Raw genomic sequence first — 17,513 nt, 5'->3', positions numbered from 1 at the left:
CCCGCCGAACGCCACTGCCACGACTTCGCAAGGCCATCGCTACACCACCGCAACGCAACCCACAGGAAAATCCCCGAAACTGCCAGCTGGTTCACAGCCAGAAGCCGAACAGCTGAACAGCACCACGCAACGGGGCCCGGGGGGACACATGGATGAGAAGCCGACAACCGGGCCGAGCCGGCGGGCCGTGCTCACCGGTGCCGCCGTGGTCGCGGCCGGCGCCGCGGTTCCGGTGGTCGTACAGGCCGTGGACGACGACGGAGGCGGGGGCGGCACAACCACCCCCGCCCGCACCGCCTCCGCCGCCCCCGTGGCGAGCCGCCCCCCGGCCTCGCCCCTCCCCCGCACCGACCCGCGCCCGAACATCCTCTTCGTGCTCACCGACGACCAGCCGAAAGAGACGGACTGGGCGATCCGCCGGACCGCCGACTGGCTGGGCGGGCAGGGCGTGACCTTCGCGCGGGCGCACGCCAACACCCCGCTCTGCGCGCCCTCCAGGGCCTCGATCATGTCGGGCCGGTACGCGCACAACCACGGCGTCCTCGACACCCGCCACCCCTACCGCCTGGACCAGCACACCACCGTCCAGCGCCGGTTGCAGGCGGCCGGCTACCGCACCGGCCTGTTCGGCAAGTACCTCAACTTCTGGCACACCGGGGACAACCCGCCGTACTTCGACGAGTGGCTCCTCCAGGAACCGGTGGCCTACTACAACGGCCACTACAACGACAACGGCACGGTCCGGAACATCCCCGGCTACAACACCACCGTCATCAGGGACCGCGCCCTCGCCTTCATCGACGCGTCACGCACCGACACCCGGCCCTGGTTCGCGTACGTCGCCACCCGCAGCGCGCACGAACTCAACATCCCGGAGCGGAAGTACGCGCACGCGCGCGTGCCGGAGTGGCCGGGGCGGCCGTCCGTCCACGAGGCCGACAAGAGCGACAAGCCGCCGTTCCTGCAACAGGCGGACCACACCTACGAGCAGGGAAAGGCGCTGCGCACCCGCCAGTTGCGCACCCTGCTGTCGGTGGACGACGCGATGCGCGACCTCCGGGACAAGCTGCGCGAGCTGGGCCAGCTGGAGAACACGCTCGTGGTGTACACCAGCGACCACGGGCTGTGCTGGGCGGACCACGGCTGGCTGCGCAAGTCGGTGCCGTACCGGCCCAGCCTGGAGGTGCCGTTCTGGCTGTCCTGGCCGGCCCGGGGCCTGGGCAAGGGGACCGTCGACGACCGGCTCACCGGCCATGTCGACATCGCCCCGACGTTCCTGGACGCGGCCGGCCTCACCCCGGACACCCCGCACGACGGCCACTCGCTGCTCGACACCCGCAACGACCGCGACCACCTGCTCGCCGAGTGGTGGTGGAACCGCCAGGACCAGGAGCCGATCCACACCTGGGCCACCCATATCGGCAGGTCGACGCAGTACACGGAGTACTACCGCACCCGCCTCGACCGGCAGGGCCGCCCCGCACAGGGCGACGGCGAGGTCCTCTTCCGGGAGTTCTACGACCTGGCCACCGACCCGTACCAGCTCACCAACCGCCTGCACGGCGCGACGGCGGAGCAGGAACGGGCCCTCGGCGTACCGGAGTCGGCGAAGGCGCTCGCGGCGGCGCGGCGCGCCTGAACGCCGCGCTCAGGCCGTGACGGCGCCGGCCGCCGGACCCCGTTCCCGGTACCAGCGGCGCACGGCCGGCCAGAGTCCCATCCCGATGCCCAGCGAGATCAGATGGCCCCAGTTGGTCATCGGGTCCTCGAAGGCGACGAGGTCCGTGAGCAGGCTGTAGCCGACCAGGGCGAGCAGGGGCCAGCGCAGCCAGGGGGCGAGGAGGCCGGAGAGCGCGCCGATGCTGGCGGCGACCCCGAAGCTGATGCCGTAGTCGAGGCGGTGCAGGGAGGTGCCGGGCAGATGGCCGACCAGGACCGCCAGGCCGACCGGGACCTCGGTGGCGAGGGTGGCCAGCACATGACCGGTCAGGAAGACGAGGATCGCGCGCGCACCGCCTATCCGCCGTTCCAGCGCGGTCAGCACGAGGACGAACGCGAGGGCGTACGGCGACAGCAGCCCGCCCGCGATCCACAGCGCGCTGGCCAGCAGGACGAAGGCCGGGGTGCGCAGGAGGTGCGCCACATCGGTGCTGGAGTCCTGGTAGACCGAGTGGAGCAGCCCGGGGCTGGCGTAGCTCGCGAAGAGCGAGGTGAGGGCCAGGATCACGGTGTAGGCGAAGGTGGCCGGGGTGCCGGTGGGGCTCGGCAGCAGGCGCCAGGGGCGCAGCCGGAGGGCGGGACGCGTCGTCCGAGGGAGCGGGATCGAGAGCGCGACCGGGCCGCGCTGGCGGGGCACGCCGTCGAGCAGGACGGCGATCTCCGCGGCCGGGAGCGGCTCGGGCGAACCGACCGGAAAGGGATCGTGCGCGGCGGCCGGAGCGGGAAGCGGTTCGGCGGCCGGAACCGGAAGGGGCTCGGGCTCGGGCGTCGATGCGGCCCTCGCGGTCCGTTGCACGGTGAGGCGCTCCTTCCGTTTCACCCCACCCTTCGCCGTCCCATCAGCCGCTGTCTATGACCGAGGCCACGCGGCGGCCGATTCACAGGATTTTCTGAAGAATCAGGAGGGGCCAGGAGGAACCATATGAGCCGCATCCGGCCACCGGCGGGCCCGCAGCGCCGGGCGACCCCTCGAACGGGTGACGCCCGTGCGACGCTCCGACGCCCATGACGCGACGCTCCGACGCCCGTGACGCGACGGCCCGACACCTGTGGTGTGACGGCCCGACGCCCGTAATTCGCGTGGCCGCAAAGCTCCGTTGGGGCAGGATGACGGGCATGACTCCCGCGGCCCCCCGGTCCGACCTGTCCGACCGTTCCGACCTGTCCGACAGCCCTCCCGTGGTGCTGGACCGCCGCACGGGGCCGTACGGCGAGGTGGTCCTGCGCCGGCACGGCGACCTGCTGCAGATCATCGCCAACGGCTGCTTCCTGATGGACACCTCCGACGGCCGCTCGGAGCGGCTGCTGGTGGACGCCGCGCGGGCGGCCCTGGACGGGCGGCCGGATCCGGCGGTGCTGATCGGCGGGCTCGGCGTCGGGTTCTCGCTCGCGCACGCCGCGCGGGATCCCCACTGGGGGCGGATCACGGTCGTGGAACGGGAGGCCGCGGTCGTCGACTGGCACCGCGCCGGCGGACCGCTGTCCGCGCTCTCCGCACGCGCGTTCGCCGATCCGCGCACGATGATCGTCGAGGACGATCTCGTGACCTACGTCAATGAGACTTACGACACGTTCGACGCGCTGTGCCTGGACATCGACAACGGCCCCGGCTGGACCGTCGACGAGGACAACGAGGGGCTCTACTCACCGGCCGGACTCGCAAGCTGCGCAAGGGTGTTGAGACCGGGCGGGGTACTGGCCGTATGGTCGGCGCAGCCCTCTGCGGAATTCGAGGGAACCTTGTGGAATGCCGGGTTCCAGCGGGTGCGTACCGAAGAGATCCCGGTTGCCCGGGGCGTTCCGGACGTCGTTCACCTTGCCGTCCGCCCTGGATAGCGAGTGCGCCTCCTGTCCCCGTAATGTGCATCCCTGACGCGGATCATTCAAGCGTCAATCGCAGTCATGGGATCACCCCACTGGTTCCGGAAAGCACACAGGGGCGGGCGATGGAGCAGACACACACCTCCCACAACAGCGCGGCGGCGGCAACTCCGGGCGCCCAGCGCCGGGTTCTGGTCGTCGAGGACGATCCCACGATCGTCGACGCCATCGCGGCCCGCCTGCGCGCCGAGGGATTTCTCGTGCAAACCGCGGGTGACGGCCCGGCCGCCGTCGACACCGCCGAGGCCTGGCAGCCCGACCTGCTGATCCTCGACATCATGCTGCCCGGTTTCGACGGTCTGGAGGTCTGCCGGCGCGTGCAGGCCGCCCGGCCGGTGCCGGTGCTGATGCTCACCGCGCGGGACGACGAGACCGACATGCTGGTCGGCCTCGGGGTCGGCGCCGACGACTACATGACCAAGCCGTTCTCGATGCGGGAACTGGCGGCACGCGTGCACGTACTGCTGCGGCGGGTGGAGCGGGCGGCCATCGCGGCCTCCACGCCCCGCTCCGGCATCCTGCGCCTGGGCGAGCTGGAGATCGACCACGCACAGCGCCGGGTCCGGGTGCGCAGCGAGGACGTGCACCTCACCCCGACCGAGTTCGACCTGCTGGTGTGCCTCGCCAACACCCCGCGCGCGGTGCTCTCCCGTGAGCAGCTGCTCGCCGAGGTGTGGGACTGGGCGGACGCCTCCGGCACCCGCACGGTCGACAGCCACATCAAGGCGCTGCGCCGGAAGATCGGCGCCGAGCGGATCCGCACCGTGCACGGTGTGGGCTACGCGCTGGAGACACCGACGCCATGAGCGCCGGGCCGGCCGGACCAAGAGGACCCGGGGGGCCGGGAGGACCCGGAGGCCCCGGAGGACCCGGGGAAGAACCCTGGGGCGGAGTACGCCCGTTCTCGATCAAGACCAAACTGGGCGCGCTCGTCGTCGTCTCGGTGCTGATCACGACAGGTCTGTCGATGATCGCCGTGCACACCAAGACGGAGCTCCGCTTCATCACGGTCTTCTCGATGATCGCCACACTGCTGATAACGCAGTTCGTGGCGCATTCGCTCACCGCGCCGCTGGACGACATGAACACGGTGGCCCGGTCGATCTCCCAGGGCGACTACACGCGCCGGGTGCGCGAGAACCGCCGGGACGAGCTGGGCGACCTGGCCGAGACGATCAACGTCATGGCCGACGAGCTGGAGGCCCAGGACCGCCAGCGCAAGGAGCTGGTCGCCAACGTCTCGCACGAGCTGCGCACGCCCATCGCTGGCCTGCGGGCCGTCCTGGAGAACGTCGTCGACGGCATCGCCGAGCCGGACACCGAGACGATGCGTACGGCCCTCAAGCAGACCGAGCGCCTCGGACGCCTCGTCGAGACCCTGCTGGACCTCTCCCGGCTCGACAACGGGGTCATCCCGCTGCGCCAGCGCCGCTTCGAGGTGTGGCCGTACCTCTCGGGCGTGCTGAAGGAGGCCAACATGGTCACCGGCGCCCGCGGCCTCGCCTCCAACTCGGGCAGCCACACGCGCACGGACGTCCATCTCCACCTCGACGTCTCCCCGCCGGAGCTGACCGCGCACGCCGACCCGGAGCGCATCCACCAGGTCGTGTCGAACCTCATCGACAACGCGGTCAAGCACAGCCCGGCGCACGGTCGGGTGACCGTGAAGGCGCGGCGCGGGCCGCAGCCGGAGTCGCTGGAGCTGGAGGTCCTGGACGAGGGCCCCGGCATCCCGCGCTCGGAGTGGCACCGGGTCTTCGAGCGCTTCAACCGGGGCGCCGTACGACGGCCGCACGGACCCGGCAGCGACGGCGGCACCGGACTAGGGCTGGCGATCGCCCGGTGGGCGGTGGATCTGCACGGCGGCCGGATCGGCGTGGCCGAATCCGACCGGGGATGCAGGATTATCGTCACTCTGCCGGGGCTTTCATCCGTGCCAAGTTGACGTAAAGTTCGATCCGGAGCCTCAAGATCCACCTGTGGTCCCCACGGTCGTCGGCGCAGCCGGACACGTGTGATCAGGTGCGGACTCCGCGCACGTCGCGGCGGAGACCGGAGCGAAGTGATCTCCGGGGCGGCGGAGCCATGCCTGGTTCAGTCCTTTTGCAACGCAACCACGCTTGTTTCCCGCCATATCAAGCCCCGAAACACAGTTTTCGATGTGACTTACGCGACGATGAACCGGCCCGACCTGACCTTCGCGGTCTTGGAGGCGTAGCCTTTATTCCCGCTGTCCATCACCTTGTGAAGCGGAAGAGGGCGGTTGCCGCCGTGTCGCCACAGTCCCCCAGTAACTCGAGCATCTCGACCGACGCAGACCAAGCGGGCAAGAACCCCGCAGCCGCGTTCGGACCGAACGAATGGCTCGTCGACGAGATCTATCAGCAGTACCTCCAGGACCCGAATTCGGTAGACCGAGCCTGGTGGGACTTCTTCGCCGACTACAAGCCGGGGGCGCCCGCCGCCTCGGCTCCGGCGGGTACCGCGGCCGCGGGGGCCGCGGGCACCACCACGACACCCGCGCAGGCACCGCAGGCCGCGGCTCCGGCCGCCCCGGCGCCCGCGCAGGCCGCGCCCGCCGCTCCGGCGCCCGCCCCGGCTGCTCCGGCCGCCCCGGTGGCCCCTCAGGCCGCCGCGCCTGCTCCGGCGCCCGCGAAGCCCGCCGCCGCTCCGGCCGCCGCCAAGCCGGCCGCCGCCGCGAAGGCCGCGCCCGCCGCCGCGGCTCCCGACGGTCCCGAGCTGATCACGCTCCGCGGCCCGGCCGCCGCCGTCGCGAAGAACATGAACGCCTCGCTGGAGGTGCCGACGGCCACCTCGGTCCGCGCGGTCCCGGTGAAGCTGCTGTTCGACAACCGCATCGTCATCAACAACCACCTCAAGCGCGCCCGGGGCGGGAAGATCTCCTTCACGCACCTGATCGGCTTCGCGATGGTGCAGGCCCTCAAGGCCATGCCGTCGATGAACTACTCGTTCGCGGAGAAGGACGGCAAGCCGACCCTGGTCAAGCCGCCGCACGTGAACTTCGGCCTGGCCATCGACCTGGTGAAGCCCAACGGCGACCGCCAGCTCGTCGTGGCCGGCATCAAGAAGGCCGAGACCCTGAACTTCTTCGAGTTCTGGCAGGCCTACGAGGACATCGTCCGTCGCGCCCGCGACAACAAGCTGACGATGGACGACTTCACCGGCGTCACGGTCTCCCTGACCAACCCCGGCGGCCTCGGCACCGTCCACTCGGTCCCGCGTCTGATGCCCGGCCAGTCGGTCATCATGGGCGTCGGCTCCATGGACTACCCCGCGGAGTTCCAGGGCACCAGCCAGGACACCCTGAACAAGCTCGGCATCTCGAAGGTCATGACGCTCACGTCGACCTACGACCACCGGGTCATCCAGGGCGCCGCCTCCGGCGAGTTCCTGCGCCAGGTCGCGAACCTCCTGCTCGGCGAGAACGGCTTCTACGACGAGATCTTCGAGGCGCTGCGCATCCCCTACGAGCCGGTCCGCTGGCTCAAGGACATCGACGCCTCGCACGACGACGACGTCACCAAGGCCGCCCGCGTCTTCGAGCTGATCCACTCCTACCGGGTCCGCGGCCACGTCATGGCCGACACCGACCCGCTGGAGTACAAGCAGCGCAAGCACCCCGACCTGGACATCACCGAGCACGGCCTCACCCTGTGGGACCTGGAGCGCGACTTCGCGGTCGGCGGCTTCGCCGGCAAGTCGATGATGAAGCTGCGCGACATCCTCGGTGTGCTGCGCGACTCGTACTGCCGCACCACCGGCATCGAGTTCATGCACATCCAGGACCCGAAGCAGCGCAAGTGGATCCAGGACCGCGTGGAGCGCCCGCACTCCAAGATGGAGCGCGAGGAGCAGCTGCGGATCCTGCGCCGCCTGAACGCGGCGGAGGCCTTCGAGACCTTCCTTCAGACGAAGTACGTCGGCCAGAAGCGCTTCTCCCTGGAGGGCGGCGAGTCCGTCATCCCGCTGCTCGACGCGGTGATCGACAGCGCGGCCGAGTCCCGCCTGGACGAGGTCGTCATCGGCATGGCCCACCGCGGCCGGCTGAACGTCCTCGCCAACATCGTCGGCAAGTCGTACGCGCAGATCTTCCGGGAGTTCGAGGGCAACCTCGACCCGAAGTCGATGCACGGCTCCGGCGACGTGAAGTACCACCTGGGCGCCCAGGGCACCTTCACCGGCCTGGACGGCGAGCAGATCACGGTCTCGCTGGCCGCGAACCCGTCCCACCTGGAGACGGTCGACCCGGTCATCGAGGGCATCGCCCGCGCCAAGCAGGACATCATCAACAAGGGCGGCACGGACTTCACGGTCCTGCCGGTCGCGCTGCACGGCGACGCGGCCTTCGCGGGCCAGGGCGTGGTGGCCGAGACCCTGAACATGTCGCAGCTGCGCGGCTACCGCACCGGCGGCACGGTCCACATCGTCATCAACAACCAGGTCGGCTTCACGGCGGCGCCCGAGTCCTCGCGCTCCTCCATGTACGCCACCGACGTGGCCCGCATGATCGAGGCCCCGATCTTCCACGTGAACGGCGACGACCCGGAGGCCGTGGTGCGCGTCGCGCGCCTGGCCTTCGAGTTCCGCCAGGCGTTCAACAAGGACGTGGTGATCGACCTCATCTGCTACCGCCGCCGCGGTCACAACGAGTCGGACAACCCGGCCTTCACCCAGCCGCTGATGTACGACCTGATCGACAAGAAGCGCTCGGTGCGCAAGCTCTACACCGAGTCCCTGATCGGTCGCGGCGACATCACCCTGGAAGAGGCCGAGCAGGCCCTGCAGGACTACCAGGGCCAGCTGGAGAAGGTCTTCACGGAGGTCCGCGAGGCCACCGCGCAGCCGGCCGCCGCGCCCGCGCACGAGCCGCAGGACGGCTTCCCGGTCGCCGTGCCGACCGCGATCTCCGCGGAGGCCGTGAAGCGCATCGCCGAGTCCCAGGTCAACATCCCGGACTACTTCACCGTCCACCCGCGTCTGCTGCCGCAGCTGCAGCGCCGGGCGGCGATGATCGAGGACGGCACGATCGACTGGGGCATGGGCGAGACCCTGGCCATCGGCTCACTGCTGATGGAGGGCACCCCGGTGCGCCTCTCCGGCCAGGACTCCCAGCGCGGCACCTTCGGCCAACGCCACGCGGTCCTCATCGACCGCGAGACGGGCGCCGACTACACGCCGCTCCTCTACCTGTCCGAGGACCAGGCCCGCTACAACGTCTACAACTCGCTGCTCTCCGAGTACGCGGTGATGGGCTTCGAGTACGGCTACTCGCTCGCCCGTCCGGACGCGCTGGTGATGTGGGAGGCGCAGTTCGGTGACTTCACCAACGGCGCCCAGTCCATCGTCGACGAGTACATCTCGGCGGCCGAGCAGAAGTGGGGCCAGACGTCCGGCGTCACCCTGCTCCTCCCGCACGGCTACGAGGGCCAGGGCCCGGACCACTCCTCGGCCCGTATCGAGCGCTTCCTGCAGCTCTGCGCCCAGAACAACATGACGGTCGCGATGCCGACGCTCCCGTCGAACTACTTCCACCTCCTGCGGTGGCAGGTGCACAACCCGCACCACAAGCCGCTGGTCGTCTTCACGCCGAAGTCGATGCTGCGTCTCAAGGCGGCGGCGTCCAAGGCGGAGGAGTTCACGAGCGGACAGTTCCGTCCGGTCATCGGCGACTCCTCGGTCGACCCGAACGCGGTCCGCAAGGTCGTCTTCTGCACCGGCAAGGTCTACTACGACCTGGAGGCCGAGCGGCAGAAGCGCGGCGTCACGGACACGGCGATCATCCGCCTCGAGCGCCTGTACCCGCTGCCGGGTGCGGAGCTCCAGGCCGAGGTCAACAAGTACCCGAACGCCGAGAAGTACCTGTGGACCCAGGAGGAGCCGGCGAACCAGGGTGCCTGGCCGTTCATCGCGCTCAACCTGATCGACCACCTGGACCTGGCCGTCGGCGCCGACGTCCCGGCCGGCGAGCGCCTCCGCCGCATCTCCCGCCCGCACTCGTCGTCCCCGGCCGTGGGCTCGGCGAAGCGCCACCAGGCGGAGCAGGAGCAGCTGGTGCGCGAGGTGTTCGAGGCGTAGGCCTGCGGAGCACTGCACGGAAGGGTCCGGTCCTCGTCACGGGGGCCGGGCCCTTCGGCGTATACGGGTGGGCAGGACATTAGGCTGGTGGGCACCCGTCATCGGGCATCGACCACAGGTATGCAGGAGAGCACCCCATGTACTTCACCGACCGAGGCATCGAGGAACTGGAGAAGCGGCGCGGCGAGGAAGAGGTCACCTTCGAGTGGCTCGCGGAACAACTCCGCACCTTCGTCGACCTCAACCCCGACTTCGAGGTCCCGGTGGAGCGCCTGGCGACGTGGCTGGCGCGGCTGGACGACGAGGACGACGAGGAGTAGGGCGCCTGGCCAAGCGCCCCGAGGGACAGCGCCCCGAAAGGGGCGCGAGGAACTGCGCGAGCAACCCCCACCGGCGCGCAGTCGAAGCACGACGCCCAGACCCACGGCCGATCAATCACGCGGGAACACCGTCTCGTACGACAGCTCCAGCCCCCCATGCACCATCAGCACCGCCCCCACCGCCGCCCATCCCACACTGCGCCGCCGCACCGCCCACGCGGCGACCGGCGCTCCGACGGCCAGCTCGGCCAAGGCCAGCCAGTGGGCCCTCGGCATCCCCGCTCCCCGGGCCCCGTCGGGGCCGGCGCCCTCGACATGCCTCGCGTCGGCCACCGCGCCCAGCAGGCGGTGGGCCGGTTCGCCGGCGTCGAGGCCCTCCGGCAGTTCCACCCCCGCGCGCGTGAGGACCGCGAGCAGCCCGTGCAGCCGCGCGCGGGCGTCGGCGGCCGGGTCCGGCATGGTCAGCCCGTCGAGCAGCTGCGCGTCCAGCACCGGGTCGAGCCCCAGCCGCGCCGCGAACGTGTGCATCGCCTCGCCCTCCCCGGCGGGCGTGCCGTCGGCGAGCCACACATAGCCGACCGGGCGGCGGAAGCCGGAGGCAAGGGTGTAGCCCGCACGGTCGGCGTCCCACCACAGCCCCAGCACCGGCCACGGGGAACCCACGGCGAGCGCGGCGGCCCAGCCGGTCAGGACACGGTCGACGGGTTCGCCCGCCCGCAACCACGGTGAGCCCTCGGGAACGAGGACGCTCCACTCGCCGGCCCCGGTCAGCAGCATCCGCTCCCGCAGCAGGGGGGCGAGCGGGGCGACGGCGTCGGGGGCGGCCCGGCACAGGAGCAGGGCGCCGGGGGCTGTCGATGCATCCGTCGGCATGGAAACACGCTAAGCAATGCATCCGCTCGCCGCCTGATGTGGAACCTGGCCGAGCCCCCTCGGCGTCAAGCGTCGACCCGCCCCCCTCACACGAATGGGTGTCTTGACTTCCCGCAGCCACGATATATCGTGTTTCACGGAAGACGCGATATGGCGCGAGCCGCGTATGCGCGTACCGGTACAGCCGCCGTACCCGGCCGAGGGAGGTCCGCACCATGTCCAAGTCCGAGTGGTCCGTCGCCAAGCCCGACAAGCTCGTTTTCGACAGCCCCGTGAGCGATCTGCATGTCCGCATCGTCAACGGAACAGTCAACGTCGTGGGCACGGACGAGGGTTCCGCCCGCCTGGAAGTCTCCGAGATCGAGGGCCCGCCCCTGATCGTCACGCACGAGGGCGGCACCCTCACCGTGGCCTACGAGGACCTGCCCTGGAAGGGCTTCCTCAAGTGGCTCGACCGCAAGGGCTGGCGGCGCAGCGCGGTGGTCTCGCTCGCCGTCCCGGCGGACACCCGCGTGGAGGTGGGCGTGGTCGGCGCCGCCGCGGTCGTCTCCGGGATCAACGGCACCTCCGTGGTGAAGGGCGTCACCGGCGACACCACGCTGGTCGGCCTCTCCGGCGAGGTCCGCGCGGACACCGTCTCCGGGAACCTGGAGGCCCAGGCCGTCACCGGCGACCTGCGGTTCAACTCCGTCTCCGGCGACCTGACCGTGGTCGAGGGCTCGGGCTCCGCCGTGCGCGCCGACTCGGTCAGCGGCTCCATGATCATCGACCTGGACCCGGACGGCCCGACCGACGTCCGGCTGACCAGCGTCTCCGGCGAGATCGCCATCCGGCTGCCCCACCCGGCCGACGCCGAGGTCGAGGCCAACACCGCGAGCGGCTCGATCTCCAACGCCTTCGACGGACTGCGGGTGCACGGCCAGTGGGGCGCCCACAAGATCACCGGCCGCCTCGGCGCGGGCAACGGAAAGCTCCGGGCCACCACGGTCTCCGGCTCCATCGCCCTGCTGCGCCGCCCGCCCAAGGAGGACGAGGACGAGCGGACGGCCTGGGAGTCCACGCCGCCGTCGAGCCCGACGGGACCGGGCGGTCCGGGCGGTCCCAGCGGGCCGAGCGAGCCGGTGGGCCCCGTCGGACCGGTGGACCCGGTCGGACCCGTCGGCCCGGTGGGCCCGGTGGGCCCCTCCGCCGCCGCCGCCACCGACGCAGGGCCGCACAGCAAGCCGGGAGACAATGCCGACGCGGACGCCGATGCCCCCGAGTCCGGCTCCGCCGCCCCCGAGTCCAAGCCCGCAGCCCCGGCCGACGGTACGACCGACAAGAAGGTGCTCTGACATGCCTCCCGTCTTCGCCCACGGCCGCCTCCGCCTCTACCTGCTCAAGCTGCTGGACGAGGCGCCGCGCCACGGCTACGAGGTGATCCGGCTGCTCGAAGAACGCTTCCAGGGCCTGTACGCCCCGTCGGCGGGCACCGTCTACCCCCGCCTCTCCAAGCTGGAGGCCGAGGGCCTGGTCACCCACACCACCGAGGGCGGCCGCAAGGTCTACGCCATCACGGACGCCGGCCGGGCCGAACTGGCCGACCGCAGTGGCGAACTGGCCGACCTGGAGCTGGAGATCCGGGAGTCGGTCGCCGAACTCGCCGCCGAGATAAGGGCCGATGTACGCGGTGCGGCCGGCGATCTGCGCCGCGAGGTGCGGGCGGCCGCCTCGGAGGCCCGGCGCGGCACCGGGACGGGGGCCGGGGAGTTCGGCGACCTGGGCGACAAGGAGTCGTGGCGGGCCGCCAAGGAGGAGATGCGGCGCGTCAAGCAGGAGTGGAAGGAACAGGCCCGCCGCGCCAAGGACGAGAGCCGCCGGGCCCGGGACGAGGCCCAGCGGGCCCGCCGGCAGGCCCAGGAGGCCCAGGCCCGGGCGCGGGCCCAGGCCCAGGAGGAGATGCAGCGCATCGCACGCCGGGTGCAGGACCACGTCCAGGACCACTTCGCGCGCGGCGACTGGCCCACGGGGGTCCGCGAGGGCCTCACCGAACTCGCCAAGGAGTTCGGCGACTTCGGGAAGGACTACGGCAAGGAGTTCGGCAGGGACTTCGGTTTCGGCGGCCGCGCCGAGCCGGAGCCCGGTACCGGCCCGGACCTCCGCAAGCCGCCGTCGACGTCCGCGACCGCACCGGCACCCGCGCCGGAGTACTCGAACACCCCCGAGGACTTCCCGGCGCAGTACGTCCCGTCGTGGGCGCACGGCGACGAGACCGGCACCGGCGACCCGGTCCGTGACCTCGACCGGCTGCTGGACCGCTTCCGCGACGACATCCGCGACGCGGCCCGCGACCACGGAGTCACCGCGGACCAGCTCCGCGACGCCCGCCGCCACCTGTCCACGGCGGCGGCCCACATCGGAGCACTGCTGCGCGAAGCGAAGCACTGAGAACCGGCGAGCAAGGCAGACGGGACGAGGAAGGCAGGCGGGACGAGCCAGACGGACGAGGCGGGCGCAGAGGGCCCGGACACGCGACGGACCCGCCCCGGCCCGGCCCCTCCCTCCTCCCCTCCCCCCGCTCAGGAGTGGGTCAGCACGATCTTCCCGAACTGGTCGCCGGACTCCAGCCGTTCGAAGCCCTCGCGGGCGCGGTCGAGCGGGAGGAGTTCGTCGATGACGGGGCGTACGCCGGTGGCGGCGCAGAAGGAGAGCAGGTCCTCCAGCTCGTCCTTGGTCCCCATGGTCGAGCCGACGACCTTCAGTTCGAGGAAGAAGATCCGGGTCAGCTCGGCGTGCGAGGGCCGGTCGCCGCTGGTGGCGCCGGAGATGACGAGGGTGCCGCCGGGCCGCAGCGACTTCACCGAGTGGGACCAGGTGGCGGCGCCGACGGTCTCGATGACGGCGTCCACGCGCTGCGGCAGCCGGGCCCCCGGCTCCACCGCCTCGACGGCGCCCAGCTCCACGGCCCGCTTCCGCTTCGCCTCGTCCCGGCTGGTGGCGAAGACCCGCAGCCCGGCCGCCTTGCCGAGCACGATGGCGGCCGTGGCGACACCGCCGCCCGCGCCCTGCACGAGGACCGAGTCGCCGGGCCGTACACCCGCGTTGGTGAAGAGCATCCGGTACGCCGTCAGCCAGGCGGTGGGCAGACAGGCGGCCTCCGCGAAGGAGAGCTCCTTGGGCTTGGGCAGGATGTTCCAGGTGGGTACGGCCACCCGCTCGGCGAAGGTGCCCTGGTAGCGCTCGGTGAGGATGGACCGGGGCTCGTCGGGGCCGACCCCGTGACCGCTCTGCCCGATCACGGAGTGCAGGACGACCTCGTTGCCGTCCTCGTCGACGCCGGCGGCGTCACAGCCGAGGATCATCGGCAGCCGGCCCTCCGGGAGACCGACACCGCGCAGGGACCAGAGGTCATGATGGTTGAGGGAGGCGGCCCGGACATCGACGGTGCTCCAGCCTGGCCGGGCCTCGGGGGCGGGACGCTCCCCCAACTCAAGGCCGGAGAGCGGCTGGTCGCGGTCGATTCGGGCGGCGTAGACGGCGAACATAAGGCCGACGATAGGTTCCCGCCGCCGCACGCGAAACCGGACGCCCCTGTGACACATCCCCTCTTGCGCACAGGGCCCTGTACCAGCGCCCCGCACATAGCGCCCCGTAAGGGGCGCGGGGAACTGCGCGCTCAGCCCCCACCCACCGGCACCCGACCACGCCCGCTGCCGCCCCCCACGCGGGGGTCTGGGGGCGGCAGCCCCCAGCACGACGGTCACCTCGCAACCACCCGATCGGGTGGGCGGGTGGGCAAAGAAATGGCCCCGCCCAAAAAGGACGGGGCCATCGATGTCACCGGCGAGCGACACCCTCGGCCCGCGCGGCCGCCGCCACCGCCGCAGTCACCGCAGGAGCGACCCGCTCGTCGAACGGAGACGGGATGACATAGTCGGCGGCAAGATCGTCGCCGACGACCGCCGCCAGCGCCTCCGCCGCCGCGATCTTCATCCCCTCGGTGATCCGGGACGCCCGCACCTGGAGCGCGCCCGCGAAGATGCCCGGGAACGCCAGCACGTTGTTGATCTGGTTCGGGAAGTCCGACCGCCCGGTCGCCACGACCGCCGCGTACTTGTGGGCGACGTCGGGGTGCACCTCGGGGTTCGGGTTGGCCATCGCGAAGACGAAGGCGCCGTCCGCCATGGAGGCGACCGCCTCCTCCGGGACCGTACCGCCGGAGACGCCGATGAAGACGTCGGCGCCGGCCAGCGCGTCCTCGAGGGTGCCCTTGAGCCCGGCCTTGTTGGTGAAGCCGGCGACCTGGCGCTTGACCTCGGTGAGGTCGTCGCGGTCGGCCGAGATGATGCCCTTGCGGTCGGTCAGGGCCACATCCCCGATGCCGGCCTCGACCAGCATCTTGGCGATGGCGACCCCGGCCGCGCCGGCGCCCGAGATGACCGCCCGGAGCTGCCCGATCTCCCGCCGGCTGAGCCGCGCCGCGTTCCGCAGCGCCGCCAGCGTCACCACGGCCGTACCGTGCTGGTCGTCGTGGAAGACCGGGATGTCGACGCGCTCCTGGAGCTTGCGCTCGATCTCGAAGCACCGCGGTGCCGAGATGTCCTCCAGGTTGATTCCCCCGAAGGAGGGGGCGAGCCGGACGACGGTCTCCACGATCTCGTCGACACCGGTGCAGGCGAGCGCGATCGGAACCGCGTCCACGCCGCCGAACTGCTTGAAGAGGATCGCCTTGCCCTCCATCACGGGGAGGGAGGCCTCGGGGCCGATGTCCCCGAGTCCGAGCACGGCCGTGCCGTCGGTGACGACGGCGACGACGGACGACTTCCAGGTGTAGTCGTTGACCAGCTCGGGCTGTTCCGCGATCGCGGTGCACACGCGCGCGACGCCGGGCGTGTACGCGAGGGAAAGGTCGTCCTTGTCGCGCAGCGGCACGGTGGCCTGCACGGCCATCTTGCCGCCACGGTGCAGCGCGAAGGCCGGATCGAAGGAATCGAGGGGCTCGGCCCCGCCGTCCTGGTCCGCATTGCCCGACGTGCTGTCGCTGCGAGGATTGACGATCTCCGCTGCCACTTGTCTTACCCCTTAGGTATGCATGGTTTGAGGGTCGGCCACTCCCGGTGAGGGGGTGGGCGGGCACCGCGCAGGGCCCGATCACTGATACGTACGAGTGGCACGTACGAGCTCCTGCGCGACGGGCGCGCCGCACACGCGCCCTGAGCCCCGGATGAGGGGTGTAAAGAACCTTCTTACCGGACGGACCGCGCCCACGACGAGTCGAATAGGTGCAAGGTCACATCACGGATGTCGTAGACAGCCGACAGATGAGCGGCGAAGTGACCGTCGTATGCCGTGCTGCCGCGCCGCGGGATGAACCGGAGATGAACCGAAGATCTTGCGGCCGGAAGGTGGGATTCCCGCAGATGTGCGGGGGCGGCGGGCCGGGAAGGGGTCGACCTGGCGCGTCTCGGGGGTCACCCGTTATCCGATTTTGACATGGTGACAGGCCTGAATGGAGCAATCCCAATGGCAGGATGCCGTAAACCCACGAGGTCGCGACACCCGAAGGTGTGTGTTTCCGTCGACCCAACGGCATATCGACATATCAGACACATCGGTATATCGGCTTGTCCTACCCACTGCCGGAGGAACCCACCATGACCGCAAGCTCCACCCGTCGTACCACCACCTCGCGCTCCCAGATTGCCGCGTTCGGTGCGATCGCGGTCGCAGGCGCCCTTGTCCTCACCGGCTGCGGTGACCAGACGGACAAGGGGGGCGACACCGGCTCCTCCTCGTCCACCTCCTCGGCCCCGCTGGCGAGCAAGCTGCCGGACAGCATCCGCAAGGCCGGTGTGATCAAGGTGGGCTCCGACATCGCCTACCCGCCGGTCGAGTACATGGAGAACGGCAAGGCCGTCGGCGTCGACCCGGACATCGCGGCCGCGCTGGGCAAGCAGCTGGGCGTGACGTTCCAGTTCCAGAACGGCAAGTTCGACAACCTGATCGTGGGCCTGCAGGCCGACCGCTTCAACGTGATCATGTCGGCGATGAACGACACGAAGAACCGCCAGAACGGCATCGACTCCGACACCGGCAAGAAGGTCGGCAACGGCGTCGACTTCGTCGACTACTTCACCGCCGGTACCTCGATCCTGGTCCAGAAGGGCAACCCGAAGGGCATCAAGTCCCTGGACGACCTGTGCGGCAAGGTCGTCGCCCTGCAGAAGGGCACCACGTCCGAGGGCATCGCCAAGGCGCAGAGCGAGAAGTGTACGAAGGACGGCAACAAGGCCATCGACCTTCAGACCTTCGACACCGACCCGGAGGCGCTGCTCCGGCTGAAGCAGGGTGCCTCGGTCGCCGACCTGAACGACTTCCCGGTGGCCGCCTACAACGCGAAGACCTCGGGCAGCGGCAAGGACTTCGAGGTCGTCGGCGACCAGATCGAGGCCGGCCCGTACGGCATCGCGGTCGCCAAGGAGAGCACCCAGCTGCGCGACGCGCTCCAGGCCGCGATGGCCGCCATCATCAAGAACGGCGACTACCAGAAGATCCTGGAGAAGTGGAACGTCACGCAGGGCGCGGTCACCGAGGCGAAGATCAACGGCGGCTCCTGAACGGCCTCGGGCACGACTGAAGGACTGT

Annotated in this window: 13 protein-coding genes; 9 read left to right on the top strand and 4 right to left on the bottom strand. The window is 70.7% G+C overall.

What is annotated here, in order from left to right; all coding sequences use genetic code 11:
- The first annotated feature begins 148 nt into the window (after nt 1-148).
- Nucleotides 149-1,639 carry a sulfatase gene (locus tag ACIPSJ_RS13450; protein ID WP_401345617.1) on the top strand — a complete coding sequence of 497 codons (1,491 nt, stop codon included), beginning with the start codon at nt 149-151 and terminating at the stop codon, nt 1,637-1,639.
- A gap of 9 nt (nt 1,640-1,648) precedes the next feature.
- On the opposite strand, the gene ACIPSJ_RS13445 is transcribed toward ACIPSJ_RS13450, so the two are convergent.
- Nucleotides 1,649-2,515: a rhomboid-like protein gene (locus tag ACIPSJ_RS13445; protein WP_401345615.1), complete on the bottom strand. Its 867-nt coding sequence runs from the start codon at nt 2,513-2,515 to the stop codon at nt 1,649-1,651.
- A 320-nt stretch (nt 2,516-2,835) separates the two neighbouring features.
- Between ACIPSJ_RS13445 and ACIPSJ_RS13440 the strand changes: the two genes are divergently transcribed.
- The 5 genes from ACIPSJ_RS13440 to ACIPSJ_RS13420 all read left to right on the top strand — a co-directional run bounded on the left by ACIPSJ_RS13440 (nt 2,836) and on the right by ACIPSJ_RS13420 (nt 10,016).
- On the top strand, nt 2,836-3,555 hold the full coding sequence (locus ACIPSJ_RS13440) for a spermidine synthase (protein ID WP_401345614.1): 720 nt from the start codon (nt 2,836-2,838) through the stop codon (nt 3,553-3,555).
- Nucleotides 3,556-3,665: 110 nt separating this feature from the next.
- Nucleotides 3,666-4,406 (top strand): response regulator transcription factor, encoded by a 741-nt coding sequence (locus ACIPSJ_RS13435; protein WP_355718510.1) that lies wholly within the window; start codon nt 3,666-3,668, stop codon nt 4,404-4,406.
- Nucleotides 4,403-5,545, top strand: a complete 1,143-nt coding sequence (locus ACIPSJ_RS13430; protein ID WP_359220826.1) for a HAMP domain-containing sensor histidine kinase — start codon at nt 4,403-4,405, stop codon at nt 5,543-5,545. The genes ACIPSJ_RS13435 and ACIPSJ_RS13430 overlap by 4 nt, the downstream gene beginning before the upstream one ends.
- Before the next feature lie 326 nt (nt 5,546-5,871).
- Nucleotides 5,872-9,696, top strand: coding sequence for a multifunctional oxoglutarate decarboxylase/oxoglutarate dehydrogenase thiamine pyrophosphate-binding subunit/dihydrolipoyllysine-residue succinyltransferase subunit (locus ACIPSJ_RS13425; RefSeq protein WP_401345612.1), 3,825 nt, complete (start codon nt 5,872-5,874; stop codon nt 9,694-9,696).
- Nucleotides 9,697-9,833: 137 nt separating this feature from the next.
- Nucleotides 9,834-10,016, top strand: a complete 183-nt coding sequence (locus tag ACIPSJ_RS13420) for a DUF6104 family protein (RefSeq protein ID WP_005312030.1) — start codon at nt 9,834-9,836, stop codon at nt 10,014-10,016.
- 111 nt (nt 10,017-10,127) lie between these two features.
- Here ACIPSJ_RS13420 and ACIPSJ_RS13415 read toward each other — a convergent pair whose 3' ends face one another.
- Nucleotides 10,128-10,889, bottom strand: a complete 762-nt coding sequence (locus ACIPSJ_RS13415; protein WP_401345610.1) for a hypothetical protein — start codon at nt 10,887-10,889, stop codon at nt 10,128-10,130.
- A gap of 215 nt (nt 10,890-11,104) precedes the next feature.
- On the opposite strand from ACIPSJ_RS13415, the gene ACIPSJ_RS13410 reads away from it, so the two are divergent.
- Both ACIPSJ_RS13410 and ACIPSJ_RS13405 read left to right on the top strand, forming a co-directional pair.
- Nucleotides 11,105-12,223 (top strand): DUF4097 family beta strand repeat-containing protein, encoded by a 1,119-nt coding sequence (locus ACIPSJ_RS13410; protein WP_401345608.1) that lies wholly within the window; start codon nt 11,105-11,107, stop codon nt 12,221-12,223.
- A 1-nt stretch (nt 12,224) separates the two neighbouring features.
- On the top strand, nt 12,225-13,316 hold the full coding sequence (locus ACIPSJ_RS13405; RefSeq protein ID WP_359220837.1) for a PadR family transcriptional regulator: 1,092 nt from the start codon (nt 12,225-12,227) through the stop codon (nt 13,314-13,316).
- 131 nt (nt 13,317-13,447) lie between these two features.
- Here ACIPSJ_RS13405 and ACIPSJ_RS13400 read toward each other — a convergent pair whose 3' ends face one another.
- Both ACIPSJ_RS13400 and ACIPSJ_RS13395 read right to left on the bottom strand, forming a co-directional pair.
- Complete coding sequence (locus ACIPSJ_RS13400) at nt 13,448-14,413, bottom strand: zinc-binding dehydrogenase (RefSeq protein ID WP_355718526.1); 966 nt, start codon at nt 14,411-14,413, stop codon at nt 13,448-13,450.
- A 292-nt stretch (nt 14,414-14,705) separates the two neighbouring features.
- A complete protein-coding gene (locus ACIPSJ_RS13395) occupies nt 14,706-15,938 on the bottom strand; it encodes an NADP-dependent malic enzyme (protein ID WP_359220840.1) in 1,233 nt (410 codons plus the stop codon).
- 584 nt (nt 15,939-16,522) lie between these two features.
- Here ACIPSJ_RS13395 and ACIPSJ_RS13390 point away from each other — a divergent pair.
- On the top strand, nt 16,523-17,485 hold the full coding sequence (locus tag ACIPSJ_RS13390) for an ABC transporter substrate-binding protein (RefSeq protein WP_359220842.1): 963 nt from the start codon (nt 16,523-16,525) through the stop codon (nt 17,483-17,485).
- The last annotated feature ends 28 nt before the right edge of the window (nt 17,486-17,513 follow it).

The organism is Streptomyces sp. NPDC090088 (genome assembly GCF_044747345.1).
GTDB lineage: Bacteria > Actinomycetota > Actinomycetes > Streptomycetales > Streptomycetaceae > Streptomyces.
Note: the sequence above shows the minus strand (reverse complement) of the source record. Positions and strands in the feature narration are given on the sequence as shown.

Coding starts and splice junctions, on each gene's coding strand:
- ACIPSJ_RS13450 (WP_401345617.1), top strand. CDS start 149: ATGGATGAGAAGCCGACAACCGGGCCGAGCCGGCGGGCCGTGCTCACC.
- ACIPSJ_RS13440 (WP_401345614.1), top strand. CDS start 2,836: ATGACTCCCGCGGCCCCCCGGTCCGACCTGTCCGACCGTTCCGACCTG.
- ACIPSJ_RS13435 (WP_355718510.1), top strand. CDS start 3,666: ATGGAGCAGACACACACCTCCCACAACAGCGCGGCGGCGGCAACTCCG.
- ACIPSJ_RS13430 (WP_359220826.1), top strand. CDS start 4,403: ATGAGCGCCGGGCCGGCCGGACCAAGAGGACCCGGGGGGCCGGGAGGA.
- ACIPSJ_RS13420 (WP_005312030.1), top strand. CDS start 9,834: ATGTACTTCACCGACCGAGGCATCGAGGAACTGGAGAAGCGGCGCGGC.
- ACIPSJ_RS13415 (WP_401345610.1), bottom strand. CDS start 10,889: ATGCCGACGGATGCATCGACAGCCCCCGGCGCCCTGCTCCTGTGCCGG.
- ACIPSJ_RS13410 (WP_401345608.1), top strand. CDS start 11,105: ATGTCCAAGTCCGAGTGGTCCGTCGCCAAGCCCGACAAGCTCGTTTTC.
- ACIPSJ_RS13405 (WP_359220837.1), top strand. CDS start 12,225: ATGCCTCCCGTCTTCGCCCACGGCCGCCTCCGCCTCTACCTGCTCAAG.
- ACIPSJ_RS13400 (WP_355718526.1), bottom strand. CDS start 14,413: ATGTTCGCCGTCTACGCCGCCCGAATCGACCGCGACCAGCCGCTCTCC.
- ACIPSJ_RS13390 (WP_359220842.1), top strand. CDS start 16,523: ATGACCGCAAGCTCCACCCGTCGTACCACCACCTCGCGCTCCCAGATT.